The organism is Microbacterium sp. MPKO10 (assembly GCF_026107415.2).
Classification (GTDB): domain Bacteria; phylum Actinomycetota; class Actinomycetes; order Actinomycetales; family Microbacteriaceae; genus Paramicrobacterium.
The window spans coordinates 17,307-37,772 of sequence record NZ_JAPCHX010000010.1; the positions used below are offsets into that span (position 1 = coordinate 17,307).

The window sequence follows — 20,466 nt, forward strand, 5'->3', positions numbered from 1 at the left end:
GCAGCTCAGCGGACCGTCACCGGATCGTCACCGTGTTCCAACGATCTCTTCAGGCGCGAGCGTCGATACTTGTATTCGGCGAATCGCGAGAGACGGAGGTCACGCCAATGGGTAGCAGGGCGCGCAGCATCACGACTGCCGTTGTTGCTGCCGCCGGATTCGTGATCGCCTTCTTCATGGGCGTGCAGACGCATCTGGGGCAGCGGGTCGAGGACCGCGTGCTGGACTCATCGATCTACAGCGAGCAGTCACCTCTTCTCGCACTTGTGACCATTCCGAATCTCGCCATCGCGCTTGCGGTGATCGTCCTGATTGGCCTCGTGCGCCGCGCCTGGGCCGACGTCATGATCGCCGCCGTCGCTTTAGGGGTCAGCAACGTTCTCGGGCAGCTTCTCAAGCATCAGATCCTGCAGCGTCCCGAGTTCTCGCTTGACTCGGTCAACACATTCCCCAGCGGGCATACGATCGCGTTCACGTCAGTATCGTTCGCTTTGGTCATCGTGGCGCCGCACGTCGCCAGGCCCGTCATCCTCCCGATCGTGTCGGCCATCATCGCCGTCGTCTGCGCTCAGCTCGTGGTCTTCGGCTGGCATCGGCCCAGCGACATCGTCGGCGGCGTATTGCTCGTACTCGCTGTCACCGCCGCGGCCAACGCCTTCCGCCCGCAGCGCGGACGCTTCGCGCGCGGCGCAGCGAAAGCGCGACCCCGTCGTGCCCTCAGCATCCTCGCGTTCGTGAGCGGCATCGCTGGCTTCGCTGCCCTTGCCGTCGCGGGAGTGCTGCTCCTGCTGCACGTGGCGGGGCCCTGGGACGGCACCGCCTGGACGCTTACTGCGGCCGCAGCATCCGGAGTCATCGGGTGCGCCGTCGCCGCTTCAGCGGTCTTGGCGTGGATGCTCTCGGCACGCCGATCAGCGTAGCTACTGCGGGTAGATCGTCTCGCCACGCTCAAGCATCTCGATCATGGTGGCTGCGCGCTTCGCCCGTGTCTCCGACTGTTTCGCCGTCGTAATGCGAAACAGCACGGCATAACGGTTGCGGCCGGAAAGCGTGTCGAAGAAATCGGAGGCCCGCGGGTTCTCGGCAAGCGCGGCCTCGAACTCCGGGGGCACCTGCATCGTCGACTGCGGTGCGTATGCCGACTCCCAGTTTCCCGCCGCCTTGGCGCGGTCGATCTCACGCTGACCGGCTGGGCGCATCCTCCCCGCGGCAATGAGCGCTTCCGCGCGGTCGCGATTAAGGCGCGACCACCGGCTGCCCTCGCGGCGGGGCATGAACGACTGCGAATACCAGCTCTGATCAATGCGGTTGCGCACACCATCAATCCAGCCGTAGCAGATCGCGACCTCGAGAGCCTCCTCATGCGTCACGCTCGACGCGCCACTGTTCGCCTTGGCGATGGCCAGCTCGACCCCCGATGACGTCGCGTATTTCTCGACGAGCCAGGCCTCCCACGCGTCAGCATTCTCGAACAGAAGTGGCTCGTTCTCTGCCATCTCGGCTCCTTGCTCTGTGCGTCGTCGTGACCGTGACGGTCGTGCTGCTCCGAGTCTACGTGCGCCGGCTGAGCGTGATCGGTAGCTAAGCTGACGCACGTGACGAATCAGCCCAAGCCCAATCGCGGACCGAGCGCGGGGCCCGAGAATCGGCGCGCCCTTGTCGCCGCTGCTCGCGAGATCTTCGGGGCTCAAGGGGCAGGTGCGCCGCTCAGCGCGATCGCGAAGCGAGCGGGCGTCGGGCAGGGCAGCCTCTACCGTCACTTCCCTGATCGCGTTGCCCTCGCGGCCGCCGTGTTCGACGAGAACATCGCCGAGCTCGAACGCCTCCTCGTCGGCGATGAGCGCGGCGTCGTCGACCTTCTTGACCGCGTCGCCGATCAGGCTGCCGCCTCGGCGTCGCTCTTCGAGATGGTGGTCGCGCACCAGAACGATGCGTCGCTGGGTCACCTCGATGACCGCATCCGGAATCTTGCTCAGAGGATGCTGCGCAGCGATGTCGAGCGCGGAACACTGAGTGATCGTGTGGATGTCGATGACGTCCTGCTCGCCGTGTTCATGATGGCCTCTGTGCTCGCGCGGACGGGCGCAGGCGAACGCGCGGAGGTACGACAACGAGCACATCGGATGCTGTGGGCGGCGCTGGCCTCAGCGTGACCGACGGCGTGTGCGTGGGAGCGGCTTCGAATGGCCCACGTCTGCATCCCGTTGCATTACGAACTTGAACCCGGGCACCCGTCCTGTGCCGTGCGCGTCACTTAGGCTGGACGCATGCCAGAACTCAGCCGTGACGACGTCGAGAAACTGACCACGATGGCCATCGACCTCGCCCGGCGCGGCGAGTCGACGGAGCTGCTCGAGTTCTTCGACCATGGTCTGCCGATCAACGTTCAGGACGCCGGTGGGAACACCGCGCTCATGATGTCGGCGTATCACGGCCATGCTGAGGCTGTCCGTGGGCTCATCGCGCGTGGAGCCGACGTCGACCTGCGCAACGCCCGCGACCAGTCGCCGATCGCGGGAGCGATCTTCAAGGGCGAAGACGAGATCGTTCGGCTGCTGCTGGCCGCCGGTGCCGACCTCGACGCCGGCACCCCGCCCGCGCGCCTCGCCGCCGAGATGTTCGGCAAGACACACCTGCTGGCGCCTAACCACGACTGAGAACCGCTCGGCGCGTATCGGAATGTCGAAGGACTCGTGTCCATCGTGCAGCCTTCATCGCGCTGATCGGAGCCCGTGTGCCACTGGCGCCGCTCCCTCCTGCAACTCTCCGACACACGTGAACGTCGGGCCGTGCTCACGCGTGCATTGCGGGAGCTGTGCTGCCTGGCTAGGGTAGTGCTCATGTCATGCGCGTTCTACATTCGCCTCCGCAGCCTCTAAGCGGCGGTTAGACGACGTTCGCCGTCGCTCATTCGGTTCATGCCGGAGCGGCTTCTTTGTGCTGCCCGGCTCCACCTCGAGCAGCGGAGCACACGCATGCCACGGACTTCGTCCTTCGGCCGTCACGAGAACGGCCAGAACTTTCTCGTCAACACAGCAATCATCGACCGCATCGTCGCCCAGGTCGCAGCAACCACCGGGCCGATTCTTGAGATCGGACCGGGAGGCGGCGCACTCACATCACGCCTCACACGGTTGAACCGACCGATGACTGCCATCGAGATCGACAGTCGTCGCGCACAGGAACTCGAACGCCGCTGGGGTGGCAGCGTCCGCATCATCACGCAGGACTACCTGCGCTACCAGCATCCGTCGACGCCTCACGCGGTGGTCTCGAGCGTGCCCTTCCACCTCACAACGGCGATCCTGCGCAAGCTGCTGCGGGAACCGGGCTGGAGCCACGCAACGCTGCTCGTGCAGTGGGAAGTCGCTCGCCGTCGCGCGGGTGTCGGCGGCGCGACCCTGCTCACCGCGCAATGGTGGCCCTGGTACGACTTCAGTCTGCTCGAACGGGTTCCCGCCCACGCGTTCCGGCCGATGCCGAGCGTCGACGGCGGCGTCATCACGATCGGCAGGCGGATGCTGCTGCCCGCAGCAGAGCGCAACGATTACCAACGTTTCGTCCAGGCGGTCTTCACTGGTCGGGGGCGCAGTCTTGCTCAGATCATCGCCGGGGCCACGTCGCTTTCGCGCCGCGCGGCCGACGCGTGGCTCGCCTCCGCCGCCCCACAGGCGCGCCTGCCCAAACAGCTTTCCGCCGAGAACTGGGTGAGCCTGTGGAGCGAGCACTCCGTTAGGTCAGCGTCTCACCGCGCTCGAGGATCTCGGCAAACTGTGCGGCGCGGCGTTGGCGCGTCTCAGCGCGTTTCGCGGTGACGATGCGGAACAGGAAGGCGTAGCGATTCGAGCCCGAGAGAGTGGCGAAGAACTCTGCGGCTTTCGGATTCTTCGCCAGTTCAGCCTCGAGCTCGGGCGGAACCTCGATCGTGGATGCTGGTGCGTACGCAGCATCCCATCGTCCATCGGCCTTCGCCCGATCGATCTCCCGTTGCCCTGCCGGCCGCATGCGTCCGGCTTCGATCAGCCGCTCGACGCGATCGCGGTTGACCTGTGACCAGGTGCTGCGGGGCCGCCTCGGCATAAACGACTGTAAAAAGTGCGTGTCGTCGAGGCGGTTCCGCACGCCGTCGATCCAGCCGTAGCAAAGTGCGCTCTCGAGCGCCTCGAGGTTCGTCGGCCCCGGCTGCCCGCTGCCCTTCTTGGGGATTGCCAGCCTCACGCCGTCCGACGAATCATGGTTCTCAGACAGCCACTGTTCCCAGGAATCGGCGGATTCCATGTAGACGATCTCACGGTCGGCCACGGTGCTCCTTCTCTCCTCGAGGTGTCGTCTGAGCATACGATGTGCCACCGACGTTCATATATTCGGAGATTGTCCGTCCGTGTCGGCGTGTCGTGCGCGTCTCAACGGCGTGCCGGCCGAAATCTCCGAATAAGTGAACAGTGTTTCTGCAACTGTCGTGCCGCCCTTCGCGCGTCGCTTCGCAACCGCTCCGGCCCTGACAGTGCAACGCTCCGGTCATGACAATGCAACGCCGCAACTGTGACAGAGAAATGCAGCGCTCGTGTCACAGCAGCGCTGAACCCCTGACGACGCGGTGCTGAACCCGTGACGACGCGGCGCTGCACCTGTGACGACGCGGCGCTGCACCCGTGACAGGGCAGCGCCCGTCTACTGCGCGGCGCGCACGCGCAGGTCACGGGCGAGGTGGTCGCGCTGCTCCCTCACCAGACGCACGAGGGCCGCGGGAGCATCCGCGTTGGCGTCCAGCCACGCATCGACGCGCTCCAGCGACTCATCCGCAGGGAACAGCCCCAGCACCAGACGCCGCGCAATCTCAATGCTGCGCGTCTGCCACGCATCGCGAATGCGATCGAAGTACTCGGCGTCATACGCAGCGATGAGCTCGCGGCGCCCGGCCGCGCGGAACCCATGGATCGTCGCGTCAAGGTGATCGTTCGAGAGGCTCGTGTTCGTCCAGGCTTCCAGCCACGCGGCATCCTTCACGCCCTGATCGGGGCGCGCGGCGAGGGCCTCGCGGTGCGCGGTCACGCCGTTCGACGTGTTGTCGCGCGTGAGTTCGTCATCGATCTGCTCCTCCGCGGCCTGGCCGGTGGCGGCGAGTGCGGTCACCAGCATCCAGCGCAATTCAGCGTCGAGAGGCAGCCCCTCCGGAGCGTCACCTGTGCCATCGAGAATCCCGCGGATGCTTTCGGCGCGCGCATCGTCGTAGGCCGAGGCACTGGCGAGCGCACGCGCCCAGGCGAGCTGATGCCCCGACCCGGGTGCTGCCTCGAAGGCGCCGCTCCAGGTGGCTTCGAGCCAGGCACGGCGCTCGGCGGGGCGCGACGCATCGGCAACGTAGTGCGTCACAGTGAACGCGGCGTTCGCGAGTACAGAGGTGAGCAGCCCCACGTTGCTCTCGTTCGGGGCGAACCGTCGCACGATCTCGAGATACCGGGATGCCGCGAGCTCGCCGTCACGCGTCGCGTTCCACAGCGCCGACCACACGATCCCGCGCGCGAGGGAGTCCTCGAGAGTGCCGAGTGCGCGCTCCACGGCTGCGAGGCCGCGGGCGTCGAGCCGCACCTTCGCGTACGTGTCGTCGCCGGCATTCAGGAGGGTGAGGGCGGCGTCGCCCGTGCGGGAGCCGTTCGGCGTGGGGCTCGTGTGCACATTGGCGGCGTCGCTCGAGCGGGAGGAGCCTGTGCCGGCGGCATCCGCGCCGGAGCCCCGCGCCGCAAGGGGCGTGCGCTCGCCGTCGATCTCGAGATCCACGGTGTCGCGGAGGACGAGCCGGTCGTCGACGAGGTCGTATTCGGCAACGGCGAGGCGATGCGGGCGCAGCTGCTCGCCCGGTGCCGCGGTCTGCGTGATGTGACGCTGCCCGGCAGCATCCGTCTCGATCGCCAGTGTCGAGACTCCCGTCGTCTCGAGCCACGCCCGTGACCAGGCACGCACGTCGCGGCCCGAGGTCTCTTCGAGCTGCACGAGCAGGTCATCGAGCGTCGTGTTTCCGAATGCGTGCTCACGGAAGTACCGTCGGGCGCCCTCGAAGAATGCGTCGCGGCCGACGAAGGCGACGAGCTGCTTGAGTACCGCGGCGCCCTTGGCATACGTGATGCCGTCGAAGTTGAGCTTTGCCGCCTCGAGGTCGACGATGTCCGCCACAATCGGGTGGGTCGTGGGCAGCTGATCCTGCAGGTACGCCCAGGCCTTGCGGCGGTTGGCAAACGTCACCCATGCCTCGCTGAAGCGGGTGGCCTCCGCGGCGGCGAGGGCACCCATGTAGTCGGCGAACGACTCCTTGAGCCACAGATCATCCCACCACTGCATGGTGACGAGGTCGCCGAACCACATGTGTGCCATCTCGTGCAGGAGAGTGTTGGCACGGCCCTCGTGCTGCGCGTCGGTCGAGGCCCCACGAAACACGTAGCCTTCTGCGAACGTGACGAGGCCCGGGTTCTCCATAGCGCCGAGGTTGTATTCGGGCACGAAGATCTGGTCGTACTTACCCCACGGGTACGCGTAGTCGAAGCTGTCGGTGAAGAAGTCGAGTCCCTGGCGGGTGACCTCGATGATCTCGTCGGCATCGAGATGCTCGGCCAGCGACGCGCGGCATAGCACCCCGAGCGGGACGGTCTGCTCGCCGCGGGTCCACTCGGCGTCGACCCGGTGATAGGGCCCGGCTGCGACAGCAGTGATGTAGCTCGAGATCGGCAGCGTGGGCTCGAACTCGACGGTCTGCGATGCCGCCGAGCTGGTGCGTGCCGAGGCGGCGGGCACTGTCGCGTGGCGGGCTCCGGCAGCATCCGCCGATGTGGTGTTTGTCGCGCGGGCCTGGTTTGACAGCACCTGCCAGCCGGCGGGGGCGTGCACCGTGAACGTGAAGCGCGCCTTCATATCGGGCTGCTCGAAGCAGGCCATCACGCGGCGTGAGTCGGCGGGCTCGTACTGCGTGTACAGGTAGGTCTCGCCGTCGACCGGGTCGACGAAGCGGTGCAGGCCCTCGCCCGAGCGCGAGTACACGCCGTTGCCGACGATGGTGAGCGAATTGGATGCTGCGAGCCCGGCGATCTGGATGCGCGCTCCGTCGTACTGCACGGGGAGGCCCTTGCCGTTCAGCGTCACCTTCTCGACGTTCTCTCCGATGAAGTCGACCCAGGTGGAGTCGCCCTGTGAGAGGTCGGCGTCGAACTCGAGCGTCGTGGTGGTGAGGAATGTTCGGGCCGCGGCATCCGGGGCTCGGCGCAGATCAAGCTCGACGCGAGCGGTGTGCAGCGTCAGCGCGGCGGAGCGGGCGGCGGTTTCGGAACGGGAGAGATTCGCGGAGGCATTGGAACTCATGACTCCATGCTTTCATGTGCGCGCTGGGGTTTCGGGCGACCCTGGGCGTGCGGCGCCCCGACCCTGCAACGACGTGTATCGGCTGGCTAGCCTGGCTAGGCTGGGCACGATGACCACCCCACGCAGCTACCCCTCGACGATCGCGGATGCGGTCACCCACGAGATTGTCATCAAGAAGTCGCGCTTCATCGCACATGTCGCTCCGGCAACAAGCCCGGATGCTGCAGACGACGTCGTCGCACGGGTGAAGAAGCAGTACTGGGATGCGCGGCATAACTGCACGGCGATGGTCACTGGGCTTCTCGGCGACCAAGCGCGCTCGTCTGACGACGGCGAACCGTCCGGCACCGCGGGCGTTCCCATGCTGGAGGTGCTGCGGCGGCGCGAGCTCACCGATGTGGTGGCTGTCGTCACGCGGTATTTCGGCGGGGTCAAACTGGGTGCCGGCGGACTGATTCGCGCCTACTCGAGCGCGACTTCTGAGGTTCTCGATCGTGCGGTTCTCGTGCGCCGCGCGACGCTGACGCAGCTGACCTTCGACGTGGCGCACGCGGACGCGGGCCGCATTGACAACATGCTGCGCGACTGGGCACCGCAGCATGGAGCGCGGCTCGGAGAGGCGACGTACGGCAGCGAGGTCACTCTCGAGATTCACGTTCCGCCCGAAGCCGTTGACCAGCTGTGCGCCGAGATTGCGGGGGCATCTGCGGGTGCGATCGTTCCGACGATTGGGGCGGAGCAGATCGTCGACATCCCCCGGAGCGGGCCACCCGCCTCCCCGGACCACTCGTAGCCGAGCGCTACCGGCATGATGAAGGAGCGGCGCAGCACGAAGGCAGCACAGTGACGGACGCACGTGACAGCTCGAACAGCATCCGGAAGACGCCGGCCCGCGCGGCCACAACACGGGATGCTGTCGCAACTCACGCTCGACTCCGGGCACTCCGTCGCCAGCAGCAGTAAAGTCGATTGCTGGCGCGTCGCGCAGGTCGACCACCGCACGTGCAGCGAGAGGGGAACGCATGGCATCGACGCTGACCGACGTGGACTGGCCCGTGCAGACGGCGAGGCTCAGCATTCGTGCGGCACGCGAGGGTGACGCGGATGCTGTCCGCTCATACCGGTGTGACCCGGGGGTTGCCCAATGGATGCCCTCAGATGCGTTGGACGCTGAGACGTTCCGGGCGCAGTTCATCGAGTCGCGTCGCCTCGCATCTACACTCGTGATTGAACGCGACGGGCGCATCATCGGGGACCTTCTGGTGCGCGTGGGAAACGCGTGGGCGCAGGACGAGATCGTCGACGAGGCCCATGGGGTCGAGGCGGAGATCGGGTGGTGTCTGGCGCCCGAGGAGTCGGGAGTTGGCTACGCCACAGAGGCCGTCAGGGCGATGATCCGCGTGTGCTTCGAGTCGCTGGGGCTCCGGCGGCTCACGGCCGATTGCTTCGCGGATAACGCGGCGTCGTGGCGCCTGATGGAGCGCGTTGGGATGCGCCGCGAGTCGTACACGGTGCGTGACAGCCTGCATCGAACAGGCAAGTGGCTCGACGGCATGACCTACGCTTTGCTGCGTGAGGAATGGGAGTCCGGCGCTCGGTAGCCGCTGTCGTGTTCAGCGACGAAGCGATGAGGTCAGCGAGAGTCCCCATTGCGCTGCCTGGATTTTCTCACCATCAGAACGATTGCGGCTGGCACGGAGAAACACAGACCCAGCACGCCAACGATGACGCCGGCCACGCCGCCCCGCCATCCCCACGCGTCAGGATCGACGAGTCCTGAAACGAGCATCAGTGCACTCATGGCGACGAATAGGACGCAGCCAACAAGACCGAGTGTGAAATTCGTCTGCGTTGAAAACTTCTGCAGTGTCATCAACCCGCCCACGATCACGGACGCGCCGAAGAATAGAATCGCTGCTCCGAACCACGGGCTGCCGATCATGCAGATCAGGGCGCCAACGAGGGTGAAAATAGCGCCGGTGATAATTAACAGGATGCCGCGGCGATGCTGCTTCCGCCGGTAGTCGCGGGCATACTGCTCAAAGTCCACCGTCTCAGTGTATTGATCAGCCGAATCTCCGGCCGGTGGCGCGTGCCAGGTGCGGACTCGCTCTGCTCGGTGTCGTCCTCTATGCGCTTCCGCTGCTCATGGCAGGGCCGGAGGACCGTGCAGACGCGCAGTTCTCCGCGGTGATCGGCTTGGCGCTCATCGTTCTCGGCCTCGTCGTGCTGGCGCTCTATTTTCGTACGCGTGTGGTCATTGATGAGCATGGATTTCGGCTGGAGTCGTCATGGTTCCACGTCCCCCTCAAGCGCATCGCGTGTGGCAGCATCCGCTCTGTTGAAACAGCGTTCATCAGACCAGGCGAGTGGGGCGGCTAGGGCTACCGCGTGATGATCGGCCGTTCTGCGTTCGTCGTCAAAGCGGGGTCGGGGCTCGTGATCGAAATGCGAGAAGGCAAGCTGTTCGCGATCACGATTCCGGATGCTGATGGGGCTGCCACACCCTTCTGCGCGAAACAGAGACCGCGAAACGTTAGTAGTTCGACGGATCGCTGACCGACGTGGCTGCAACGGCAATAACCCAGAATGCCGTGACGACCAGGATCACCGCGAGTGTCACGTATCCGGTGACGAGCCCGGCGATCGCCTGGCCGTGTCCGGTTCCGTTCAGCTGGCGTGAGCGTGACAGCCCGATGTGTCCGAGGATGACGGCGACTGCCGCAGGGAGGAATCCGAAGAATGCGGAGAACAGCCCGATCACGGGGATTGGAGACCAGATGCCAATGACGAGACCGACGATGCCGAGAATCATCGAGGTGATGGCGAGACCGTTTGACGGTGGAGCAGGAGCGTACATTAGCGGCGCGATATAGGGTGCGGGCTGGGCGTACGGCTGCTGCGGAGGTTCCTGAGATTGCCCTGGTGGTGGGTAGTTCATGACCTAACCGTAGAACAGCCCGAGGTGCCGAGGCGGCGTTCCGGCCCCGAACTGGGGCGTTAGCCTTTGACGAGGTCGACGGTCACCGGCGTCGCATTCGCGAACAGGTCGAGCACGGGGCAGTGCGCGTCAACCGCAGCGTGCAGCTCGTCGTAACGCTCCTGGGTCTCGGGGCCGGTCACGGTGATGGTGAGTCGGACGTCGCTGAAGCCCGGGCGCACCGACTCGTCGATGCCGAACAGTCCTGTGACGTTGAGGTCGCCCTCGGCGGATGCTTGGATGTCGTCGACCTGAATTCCGAGGTTCTGTGCGTACAGACGGTAGACGACGATCTGACACGAGATGAGGGCGCCGAGTGCCACCTCGACGGGGCTTGCGGCGACGTCGTCTCCGGCGAGGGCGGCCGGCTCGTCGACGGTGAACGTGTGCTTTCCGGCGCGGATTGTCGACGCCACCGACCCTGCGCCCTCTCCTGTCACGGTGTAGGTGAGGTTGGCACTCGACGGAGCGTTCTGATTGCGCTCGCCCCACGCGGTGCCGGCGGAGGTGAGACGTTCGGCGCGCTCGTCAGCGGTGACGGCGGGAACGGATGCTGGTGCGGCGGTGTCGGTGAGAGTCATGAGGGACGTCCTTTCGTTGTGCTCAGGCTAGAAAGACCAGGGCACGATGCCAAGAACGAGGCGTCATGCGCCGTAATACGGCACCGCTTACGCGGGGAGCGCGAGCAGGCAACCGGATGCTGCTGCGCAAATGTTCTTTCCGCCGGAGTCTTGACGGAAAAATGACTCGTCCCTTAGATAGGGAGCGAACCACTGAGGGGAACCGACGACAGCCGCAGACGACAGTTTCGGGCGTCGCCGACCGACACACCCCCGATGATCATTGTCGTGCCGCGAAGCGTCGCGTGCCGACGCTGTCGCGCATGCCTGCGCGGCGACTTCAACGAAGAAGGAGTGACGAAGAGATGCGTTGGAAATCATTGACGGTGAGAGCGGCAGCAGTCGCAGCCACCGCCGCATTTATCGCGGGGGTGGTGCCGCCAGATACGGCGGCTGCCAACCAGGATCCGCCATCGGTGGCCTCGCAGTCATCTGGTGCGACATACACGAACCCCATCAGCGAAGGTGTCGTCGACACATTTCCTGATCCCACCATGATCAGAGGAAAGGATGGAGCCTGGTACGCGTATGGCACGACGAATCCCATCTTCAACAGCGATGGGGAGGAGGGCGAGCGCATTCTGCCGATGATGCGATCGACCGACATGGTGACGTGGGAGTACGTGGGCGATGTCTACGAGAAAGACGGCGATCGCCCGGACTACTGGTCGCAGGGCACGCGCCCGTGGGCGCCCGACATTCGCTATGTCAACGGTCAGTACACACTGACGTATTCGCTGTCGAACGGCGGTGTCGCGCTTCTCACTGCTCCGACACCGACAGGGCCGTGGGAGGATCACGGCTTGCTCGTCACGGGAAAAGGGGTAGAGGGATGCCCGACGGGCAACATCGACCAGGCGCTCTTCACCGATACCGACGGAACTCACTACTTCTATTGGGGCAGCTACGACATGCTGTGCGTCTCGGCGATGAACGAGGACGCCACTGCCCTCACCGGTGACGTAACTCAGATCGCTCAGGGCCGGCGCATGGAAGGTGCCCTCGTCGTCAAGCACGACGACATGTACTACCTCATGTATTCAGATGCCGGATGCTGCGATGGATCGTTCAGCGGCTACACCGTGAAGGCTGGTCGCTCAGAGAGCCCACGTGGTCCATTCGTTGACGACGACGGAGTCGACCTGATGTCGAAGAGCAGCAATGCAGGCTTCGTCCTCTCCGCAAACGGCAACGGATTCACGGGGACGGGACACAATACGATTCAGACAGACCTCGCCGGTCAAGACTGGCTCGTGTACCACGCGATTGAGACAGCAGACCCGGACTTCCCGCCCGTGGGCAACCTCAAGCTCTCGAAACGACCACTCATGATTGACCGCCTCGATTGGATTGATGGCTGGCCAGTCGTTCGTGCGGGAGCCGGGCCTTCGAACGGCGAAGAGACAGCGCCCGTGACGACACCGATCGTCGGGTCGGACTTTGCCGACGGCTCGCTGCGATCGTGGAAGACGCGCGGTCGAGGCAGCGTCGACATTGCGACGGACGACGATGCGGGCAAGCATCTTCGCATAACCGCGGAGGGAACGGGCTCCAGCGCAATGTCTGGCGCAGCCACCGTCACGAGCCAGAAAAAGGCATCGGGCGACCTGCGTGTGCAGACCGACATTCGGTTCACCGCTGCCGACGCGGACGCGTCGGCCGGTGCCGCGGGCTTGGTGCTCGGAAGCAATGGGCGGAACGGCACGACGGCATGGGTCGACGCCGAATCGAACGAACTGCGTATCGAGATTGTGCACGGCAGTGCCGTCGTCACGGAGTCGGCCTCTCTTCCGGAGGCGTTCGACGCCAGCACCTGGCATGTGGTTTCCGTCGAATGGCGAGGGAACACAGTGACGGCGGAGGTCGCGAACGATGGGCTGGCGGAACCGCTAGCCGTCGTCACAGCGACGGCGCCCAAACAGGCGTCGTCGAAGGGGTCCGTGGGCTTTGCGGCATCCAATGCCGTCGTCGATGGTGACAACATCAGCGCAGCGACGCTCTACACTCCCGTGACGCAGCGCGTTGCCGACCCGGCACCGGGAAAGCTGTTGAGCGAGTACTCCGACGACTTCGATGCAGACGGAAACCCCGCTGATAACGACGATGCCTGGAGCTGGGTGCGGGGGCAGGCCAAGGGCTCCGGTGTCAGCGACGGCTCGCTTGTCTGGCCGACGAACGGTGACGAACTCTTCAGGGAGACAAATACGGCATCCGTTCTGCTGCGCGATGCCCCGCGGAACGACTACATGGTCGAGACGAAGGTGACGTTCGATCCGACCAAGGCTGCGCAGCAGGCGGGTCTTGTGCTCTATGAGCACGACGACAGCTATCTCAAGCTGACGCATACGGCTCTTCCCGTCAACCGTATGGGGTACGTCGAGCACGTGACTGAGTTTGGCAAGGAGGGATCACGCCCGACGACGACACCTCCAACTGCCGTGGCGAACGCACCGATGTTTGGTGCGGCACCAGCCGAGACGACGTGGCTGCGACTCTATGTGCAGCGAGATGACGAAGGAGAAGAGTATGACGTGCGCATGGCTTCGAGCACCGATGGCGAAAACTGGCAGTGGGGAGGGGTCTGGTCTCTGTCGACGCTCGGCGACCTGCGGATCGGGCTGCTTGCGATGAACGCACAGGGAGCCGACGCGACATTTGACTATCTGCATACTTATGACATGAAGGGTGAAGCGTCACAGCATCCGGCGAGCTGGCCGCTGCCAATGCCGTACGGCACGGCCGATGACCGGGCGGAGATCACGCCCGGACCGGACAACTCGATGGTTCTTGACCTCGAGACACGGCCGCAGGATGCCGAGCAGGGTCGTGTGTGGATGCGCGACACGTATGTGAATCACTTCGAGGTCGACGGCGAGACGCTGTACGTTGCGACAGGAACGACGAAGGTGGCATCGCTCGACAAGGCCGGGCCGTGGAACGACGGGATCTACATGTGGACGGCTCCCGCGATGGACGGACCGTGGACGCTCGTCGACACGACGTCGCTGCGACCCGACCAGACGAAGGGCAAGGTGTGGTCGCCCGAGTTCGTCGACGAGAACACCGATGAGCGTGTGGTCGTCGCGGACTGGCAGACCTACAAGCATCCCGATGACCCCGCAAAACGTGCGGGCAACGTCTGGGCGCCCGAGGTGCAGTTCATCGACGGCACGTGGTACATCATGGCCACCATGGGTGACCCGTCCAAGCTGACCGGCACCTTCATGCTGGCAAGTGAGGGCGGCATCGAGGGGCCATACCGCAACATCGAGGGGAGCATCGAGCATCCTCTGGGCGATCCGGTCAGAGCATCGAACCCGCAGTATTACCACATCGACGGCGGGCTGTTCCACGAGGGCGACGATACCTATCTCGTGCTGCACAACGACCTGTACTCGAAGATGACACCAGACATGGAGAACCTGGAGCATCCGACCAATCTGCCGAAGTTCGATCAGCAGCCGTTCTCGCCCGAACCGTATCTGGAGGGCGCGACGGTGACGAAGGTGGGCGACAAGTACTACTTGATGCATGCGGCCTGGGCGAATAAGACAGGCGACGGTGAGGATGCTGTCTGCTCGTACATCCCGGATTCGGGGAAGAAATGGCAGTACGACGCGATCGTCGCCGTGTCTGACTCGTTCGAAGGACCGTACTCGAAACGCTATACGGCCGGGGTTGGAGCCGGACACAACAACATGTTCGTCGACGAGGATGGGACGGCGTGGATGACGTTCTTCCGCAACCCGGCACACGGCTATTGGGCTGATCCCGACCGGGTCGATGACTCCGCCGTGGCTGGTGTTGTGCGGCTGGAGCACGCTGGTCCGTTCGGCGATCTGTTGTACGTGGAGCGCCCACAGAGCTGAGTGGGGGCCGAGGAAGGGGCGTCTGTTTCGTGCGGGCGCCCCTTCGCCGTGCCATGCGCCGCATTCGTTCTGACGGCGTCAGAATTAATCGGGAAAGTTTTTTGCCGGATGGTTGACGGAAAAATTCGGCACTGAGAGCCTTGCTCGTATGTCAACGGCGAATGGTGTGCGAGCCCTGGTCCGCAGAACGCACGAAGAGCGTGTTCTCAGTGCACTTCGTGCGCATGGTGCGCTCAGTCGCAGCGAACTCGCGCGACTCGTCGGGCTCTCGCGGACGACCCTGTCTGAGATCACCGCTCATCTTCTGTCGCGCGGTGCGATCGTCGTCGCGGATACCGATGCCGACGTGCGTGCCGGGAGTGGACGGCCGGCCGAGCGCCTCGCCCTCGACCCGGGCGCCGGTCAGGTGATCGGCGTCGACTTCGGGCACCGTCGTGTGCACATCGCTGTCGCTGACGCCTCTCACGACGTCATCGCATCCGGACGCGAAGAATACGCGAACGGGGCGCCCTGGAGCGCTCGCGTGTCGACGGCGTTCGACCTGATCGACAGGCTGAGCCGTGAGACCGGCGTGCACTACGGCGCGTTGCAGGCCATCGGCATCGGAGTTCCCGGACCGTATACCGGGAAGACCGGTGAGAGCAGCTCCGTGGGATGGAAGACCGAGCTGGCACCTGATGGCGTGCACGATGCCTTCGAGGAGCGCTTCGAGACTCCCGTCTTCGTCGACAACAACACACGCCTCGCGGCGCTCGCGGAAGCCAGCAATCGCTCCGACATCGTCGACAATCTCGTCTACCTGCGGCTGTCTGACGGCGTCGGTGGGGGACTCGTCGTCAACGGGCGGCTGGTCTCGGGCTCCCGAGGATTCGCCGGCGAGCTCGGGCACGTCACCGCGACAGCATCCGGTGTTGCCTGCCGCTGCGGCAAACGTGGCTGCCTCGAGACGGTCGCCTCGGTTCCTGCGATCCTCGCCGCATGCCGCGACAGAGGCGTCGCCATTGACACACTCGACGAGCTCGGCGCGGCCGTCGCGAAGGGAGACCCCGACGTCGATGGAGTCCTGCGCGACGTGGGGTCGGCCATCGGACGCGTCCTCGGCGCCGCGGCGATGACTCTGAACCCGCGCGAAGTCGTCATCGGCGGCGAGATCATCCGGATCGCCCCCGTCATCGTCGAGCAGGCCGCCGCGACGATTCGCTACGAGCTCTACCCCATTCCCGCGGAACAGCCGCTCGTCGTGCGCCCGGCACAGCTCTACGACAACGACGGAGCGCTCGGCGCGATCGCCGCGATCTTTCATCAATCTCCGCTGCTCGCCGGATACCCCGAGCCGGCAGCGCCCGCCTCGCAGCACCAGTCGCAAAGGAGCGCGCAATCATGACGCTTGCACACACCCGAACAGATCGAGCATTGCCATGGAACGAGTAGCGCAGATGACCGGACCCGCAGAAGGAGACGATGTCCGCCGGCAGCCCGAAGCGCAATTGGCGACGATGACGATGGCCGTGCCCGGCGGCGAACCGGAGAAGCCCGCACGCGCGAAGATGACGAAGCGCACCAAGCTCCTCATCCTCAACGCGATCTCCGTCGTCGGCGGCATCGGCATCTGGTGGACACTTGCCCTCACCGGATTCCAGTTTCCGACACCACCCGAGGTCATCGAGACCGGAGTGAAACTGTGGAAGTCCGGGCTTCTGCAGGAGGACCTGGCAGCCAGCCTCACACGCGTGCTCATCGGCTTCCTTGCCGGATCGGCACTCGCGATCCCCGTCGGCTTCGTCATGGGCTGGTACACGGTGGCCCGAGGGCTCTTCGAACCGTGGATCCAGTTCTTCCGCACGATCCCACCTCTCGCCCTGCTTCCCCTCGTGCTCGTGCTGCTCGGCATCGGCGAGGTTCCGAAGGTCTTCGTGATCTTCCTCGCCGCCTTCCTCGTGTGCGTGATCTCGACATATCAGGGCGTCGTGAGCGTTGACCGCACGCTCATCAACGCGGCACGCGTGCTCGGCGCGAAAGACGGCACCATCTTCGTGCGCGTCGTCGTGCCGGCATCCACGCCGTTCATTCTCGTGGGAATGCGCACCGGGCTCGGCTCCTCGTGGGCGACACTGGTCGCCGCCGAACTGCTCGCGGCGCAGGCCGGGCTCGGGTACCGGATGCAACAGGCGCAGCTCTACTACGACCTCGCGACCATCTTCGTCGGGATCGTCTGCATCGGCATCCTCGGCCTCGTGATGGACCGCCTTCTGCTTCTCGCCGAGAGCAAACTCACCGGATGGCAGGAACGGATCTGACGATGACACACGCAACGACAACAACCAAGATCTCGGTTCAGGACGTCCGAAAGACGTTCCAGCTGAAGAACAAAGAATTCGTCGCTCTCGACGGCGTCAGCCTCGACATCGCCGACAACGAGTTCGTGACGGTCGTCGGGCCGTCCGGATGCGGTAAGTCGACGCTCATGAATATTCTGGGCGGCCTGGAGACCGTGTCGGCGGGCCGGGCCATGGTCGATGGGAAAGAGGTGTCGGGGCCGGGCCCTGACCGCGGCGTGATCTTTCAGCAGTACGCGCTCTTCCCCTGGCTCACCGTGCGCAAGAACGTCGAGTTCGGGCTCAAGGTCGCGGGAGTTCCCAAGGCAGAGCGGGCGAAGCGCGCCGAGTACTTCATCGAGATGGTCGGCCTCGAACAATTCGCGGATGCGCTGCCGAAGATGCTCTCCGGCGGCATGAAGCAGCGCTGCGCGATCGCCAGAGCATACGCCGTGAACCCCTCGATCCTGCTGATGGACGAGCCGTTCGGCGCTCTCGACGCCCTCACCCGCGTGAAGCTTCAGGAACAGCTTCTCGAGACCTGGAACCGAGAGAAGCGCACAGTCATGTTCATCACCCACGACGTCGACGAGGCCGTATTCCTCGCCAACCGCGTCGTCGTGATGGCAGCACGACCCGGCCGCATCCACGAGGTCATCGATGTGGATCTGCCGTACCCCCGCACCGAAGAAGTCCGGCTGAGCCCGGAGTTCGGCGAGCTGCGCAATCGCGTGTGGCACGCGGTGTACCACCAATGAGCCGGTAACAGCACCGGCACCGTCGCCTGACTCCGGGCGGCGCCAAACCCCACGAAAGGGACTGCATCATGTCATTCACCACAAAGCTGCTCGGCACCGTTGCCGCCGGCGTCACGGTGGCACTTGCTCTGACCGGATGCTCCGGCGGAGCATCAGGCGGCGACGAGGTCGAAGCCATCGACGTCAACTTCGGCTACATCGCCGACTTCAACGGAACGAGCCTTCTGGCGGTCGCCGAAGACCAGGGCCTCTGGGAGAAGCACGGGGTGAACATCACCACGACGTCGTTCACCAACGGCCCGCTGCAGATCCAGGCGCTCGGAACAGGCGACCTCGACTTCGGGTACATCGGACCGGGAGCGTTCTGGCTGCCAGCATCCGGCCAGGCCAAGCTCGTCTCGATGAACACACTCGGGCAGGCCGACCGCGTCGTCGCACAGGAGGGCATCGAGTCGATGGAGGACCTGCGAGGCAAGACTGTCGCGGTTCCCGAAGGAACCTCGGGCGACATGATCCTCACGCTCGCGCTGGAAGAAGCGGGCATGACCAAAGACGACATCAACGTCGTGAACATGGAGCCCTCGGCAATCGTCTCGGCACTCGCATCGAAGAAGGTGGACGGCGCCGGATTCTGGTACCCCGCGCTGGCAACCGTCAAGGAGCAGGTGCCCGGGCTCGTCGAGCTCGCCGAGAACAAGGACTTCGAAGACACCATTGCCTTCCCCACAGCATTCGTCGCGGGGAACGACGTGGTCGACAACGAGAAGGAGAAAGTCACCCGAGTTCTCAAGGTGCTTCGCGAAGCGATCGAATACCGCGCCAACAATGTCGACGAGACGATTCAGCTCACCGCCGACTTCTCGGCTCTCGACGTCGAGCAGGTCAAAGCAGATGCCGGCAACGTTCAGATCCTGAGTCTCGATGAGATCGACAAGCTCACAGAGGACGGAACAGTGAACAGCTGGCTCGAGGGGATGAACGACTACTTCGTCGAAGCGGGCAAGCTGCCCGAACCGGTCGACCCGACCGAGTACTACACCGGAGATCTCTTCATGGAAGCAGGAAACTAAGTGCAGGACGCCAGGAACATCCTCTTTCTGATGACCGATCAGCACCGGGCGGACACGCTCGGGGCGTACGGGAATCAGCTCGCCGAGACTCCGGTTCTCGATGAGCTCGCACGAACGGGAACGCGGTTCGACCGGTGGTACACACCGACGGCGATCTGCACACCCGCGCGGGCGAGTCTGCTCACCGGTCAGGCACCGTTCCGCCACAAACTGCTCGCCAACCACGAACGCAACGTCGGTTATATCGAAGATCTGCCCGAGGACCAGTACGCGTTCTCGCAGGACCTCCGAGACGCCGGATACAACTGCGGTCTGATCGGCAAGTGGCATGCGGGAACGGAGCGGACGGCCGCCGACTTTGGGTTTGACGGCCCCGATCTGGCCGGATGGCACAACCCGGTCGAGCATGAGGACTACCTGGCGTACCTGCGTGACAACAATCTGCCCGCGTACGAGATCAGCGATCAGATCCGCGGGACGCTGCCGAACGGCGGGCCGGGCAACCTGCTCGCCGCTCGGCTGCACCAGCCCGTCGAAGCCACCTTTGAGCACTACCTGGCGACGCGCACAATCGAGATGCTCGAGCGATACGCAGACGACTACCGGAGCGGGAAGAAGCCGTTCTATCTGGCACTCAATTTCTTCGGTCCTCATCTTCCCTACGTGGTGCCGAACGAGTACTTCGACATGTTCGACCCCCGCGACATTGAAATGCCCACCTCGGTCGCCGAGACGTTCTCGGGCAAGCCGCAGGTGCAGCAGAACTACAGCGATCATTGGGCATTCGACACAATGCCGCTGGAGACAAGCCGCAAGCTCATCGCAATCTACTGGGGTTATGTTGCGCTCATCGACAGCCAGATCGGCCGAGTGATGGATGCTCTGAGCCGCCTCGGTCTTGTCGACGACACCGCCGTGTTCTTCAGCTGCGACCACGGCGAGTTCACGGGGTCGCACCGGCTGCACGACAAAGGGCCGGCGATGTACGAAGACATCTACCGCACTCCGGGAATTGTGCGCATTCCCGGAGCACCCGAAGGTCAGGTGCGCACCGAGTTCGTCAGCCTGCTCGACTGCACGGCGACGTTCCTCGAGCTGGCGGGGCTCGACCCGTCACCTGCCGTCGATTCGCGCAGCCTCGTTCCGCTCGTCGAAGGCGAGACACCGGACTGGCAAGAAGACATCGTCTGTGAGTTCCACGGGCACCACTTCCCGTACCCCCAGCGGATGCTGCGGACAGACCGTCATAAGCTCATCGTCAACCCCGACTCGGTCAACGAGCTTTATGACCTCGAACGCGATCCGGACGAGCTTCTCAACGTCTACGACCTGCCGGATATGACCGAGATCCGAGACCGGATGATGCAACGGCTCTATACGCTGCTCGTTGCGCGGGGCGACAAGTTCTATCACTGGATGACGTCGATGTACCCGGTCGGTGGCGTTGCGTACGATCCGTCGCTGAGCGGGTTCGATGACGAGGCCTACCAATAGGCGTCCGGACAGC

At 64.6% G+C, this 20,466-nt stretch carries 19 protein-coding genes; 13 read left to right on the plus strand and 6 right to left on the minus strand.

Features of this window, described 5'->3' with window-relative positions:
- The first annotated feature begins 107 nt into the window (after positions 1-107).
- Positions 108-920 (plus strand): phosphatase PAP2 family protein, encoded by an 813-nt coding sequence (locus tag OK352_RS17485; protein ID WP_265142815.1) that lies wholly within the window; start codon positions 108-110, stop codon positions 918-920.
- Here OK352_RS17485 and OK352_RS17490 read toward each other — a convergent pair whose 3' ends face one another.
- Positions 921-1,496 carry a YdeI/OmpD-associated family protein gene (locus OK352_RS17490; RefSeq protein ID WP_265142816.1) on the minus strand — a complete coding sequence of 192 codons (576 nt, stop codon included), beginning with the start codon at positions 1,494-1,496 and terminating at the stop codon, positions 921-923. It abuts the gene before it with no gap.
- A gap of 99 nt (positions 1,497-1,595) precedes the next feature.
- Here OK352_RS17490 and OK352_RS17495 point away from each other — a divergent pair, with 99 nt between their 5' ends.
- The 3 genes from OK352_RS17495 (at position 1,596) to erm (ending at position 3,815) form a co-directional block, all read left to right on the plus strand.
- Positions 1,596-2,153 carry a TetR/AcrR family transcriptional regulator gene (locus OK352_RS17495; RefSeq protein WP_265142817.1) on the plus strand — a complete coding sequence of 186 codons (558 nt, stop codon included), beginning with the start codon at positions 1,596-1,598 and terminating at the stop codon, positions 2,151-2,153.
- A gap of 114 nt (positions 2,154-2,267) precedes the next feature.
- Positions 2,268-2,657 carry an ankyrin repeat domain-containing protein gene (locus tag OK352_RS17500; RefSeq protein ID WP_265142818.1) on the plus strand — a complete coding sequence of 130 codons (390 nt, stop codon included), beginning with the start codon at positions 2,268-2,270 and terminating at the stop codon, positions 2,655-2,657.
- 318 nt (positions 2,658-2,975) lie between these two features.
- Positions 2,976-3,815 (plus strand): 23S ribosomal RNA methyltransferase Erm, encoded by an 840-nt coding sequence (gene erm, locus OK352_RS17505; RefSeq protein WP_265142819.1) that lies wholly within the window; start codon positions 2,976-2,978, stop codon positions 3,813-3,815.
- On the opposite strand, the gene OK352_RS17510 is transcribed toward erm, so the two are convergent.
- Both OK352_RS17510 and pepN read right to left on the minus strand, forming a co-directional pair.
- Positions 3,733-4,302 (minus strand): YdeI/OmpD-associated family protein, encoded by a 570-nt coding sequence (locus tag OK352_RS17510; RefSeq protein ID WP_265142820.1) that lies wholly within the window; start codon positions 4,300-4,302, stop codon positions 3,733-3,735. The genes erm and OK352_RS17510 overlap by 83 nt on opposite strands.
- 369 nt (positions 4,303-4,671) lie before the next feature.
- Complete coding sequence (pepN, locus tag OK352_RS17515; protein ID WP_265142821.1) at positions 4,672-7,347, minus strand: aminopeptidase N; 2,676 nt, start codon at positions 7,345-7,347, stop codon at positions 4,672-4,674.
- A gap of 109 nt (positions 7,348-7,456) precedes the next feature.
- Between pepN and OK352_RS17520 the strand changes: the two genes are divergently transcribed.
- Both OK352_RS17520 and OK352_RS17525 read left to right on the plus strand, forming a co-directional pair.
- Positions 7,457-8,140, plus strand: coding sequence for a YigZ family protein (locus OK352_RS17520; protein WP_265142822.1), 684 nt, complete (start codon positions 7,457-7,459; stop codon positions 8,138-8,140).
- A 229-nt stretch (positions 8,141-8,369) separates the two neighbouring features.
- Positions 8,370-8,948 carry a GNAT family N-acetyltransferase gene (locus tag OK352_RS17525; protein WP_265142823.1) on the plus strand — a complete coding sequence of 193 codons (579 nt, stop codon included), beginning with the start codon at positions 8,370-8,372 and terminating at the stop codon, positions 8,946-8,948.
- 32 nt (positions 8,949-8,980) lie between these two features.
- On the opposite strand, the gene OK352_RS17530 is transcribed toward OK352_RS17525, so the two are convergent.
- Complete coding sequence (locus OK352_RS17530; RefSeq protein WP_265142824.1) at positions 8,981-9,397, minus strand: hypothetical protein; 417 nt, start codon at positions 9,395-9,397, stop codon at positions 8,981-8,983.
- Positions 9,398-9,432: 35 nt separating this feature from the next.
- Here OK352_RS17530 and OK352_RS17535 point away from each other — a divergent pair, with 35 nt between their 5' ends.
- Complete coding sequence (locus tag OK352_RS17535; protein WP_265142825.1) at positions 9,433-9,729, plus strand: hypothetical protein; 297 nt, start codon at positions 9,433-9,435, stop codon at positions 9,727-9,729.
- A gap of 154 nt (positions 9,730-9,883) precedes the next feature.
- On the opposite strand, the gene OK352_RS17540 is transcribed toward OK352_RS17535, so the two are convergent.
- Positions 9,884-10,288 (minus strand): DUF4190 domain-containing protein, encoded by a 405-nt coding sequence (locus OK352_RS17540; RefSeq protein WP_265142826.1) that lies wholly within the window; start codon positions 10,286-10,288, stop codon positions 9,884-9,886.
- 59 nt (positions 10,289-10,347) lie between these two features.
- Positions 10,348-10,908: an OsmC family protein gene (locus OK352_RS17545; protein ID WP_265142827.1), complete on the minus strand. Its 561-nt coding sequence runs from the start codon at positions 10,906-10,908 to the stop codon at positions 10,348-10,350.
- Between the two features lie 344 nt (positions 10,909-11,252).
- On the opposite strand from OK352_RS17545, the gene OK352_RS17550 reads away from it, so the two are divergent.
- The 6 genes from OK352_RS17550 to OK352_RS17575 all read left to right on the plus strand — a co-directional run bounded on the left by OK352_RS17550 (position 11,253) and on the right by OK352_RS17575 (position 20,453).
- Entirely contained in the window at positions 11,253-14,816 is a 3,564-nt protein-coding gene (locus tag OK352_RS17550; protein WP_265142828.1) for a family 43 glycosylhydrolase, read from the plus strand.
- Between the two features lie 148 nt (positions 14,817-14,964).
- Complete coding sequence (locus tag OK352_RS17555; protein ID WP_265142829.1) at positions 14,965-16,200, plus strand: ROK family transcriptional regulator; 1,236 nt, start codon at positions 14,965-14,967, stop codon at positions 16,198-16,200.
- Between the two features lie 52 nt (positions 16,201-16,252).
- The gene (locus OK352_RS17560; protein ID WP_265142830.1) at positions 16,253-17,113 is read left to right on the plus strand and encodes an ABC transporter permease; all 861 of its coding nucleotides are present in this window, start codon (positions 16,253-16,255) and stop codon (positions 17,111-17,113) included.
- Positions 17,095-17,889 (plus strand): ABC transporter ATP-binding protein, encoded by a 795-nt coding sequence (locus OK352_RS17565; protein WP_265142831.1) that lies wholly within the window; start codon positions 17,095-17,097, stop codon positions 17,887-17,889. The genes OK352_RS17560 and OK352_RS17565 overlap by 19 nt, the downstream gene beginning before the upstream one ends.
- Before the next feature lie 68 nt (positions 17,890-17,957).
- A complete protein-coding gene (locus tag OK352_RS17570; RefSeq protein ID WP_265142832.1) occupies positions 17,958-18,959 on the plus strand; it encodes an aliphatic sulfonate ABC transporter substrate-binding protein in 1,002 nt (333 codons plus the stop codon).
- The gene (locus OK352_RS17575; protein WP_265142833.1) at positions 18,960-20,453 is read left to right on the plus strand and encodes a sulfatase family protein; all 1,494 of its coding nucleotides are present in this window, start codon (positions 18,960-18,962) and stop codon (positions 20,451-20,453) included.
- Positions 20,454-20,466: the final 13 nt, after the last annotated feature.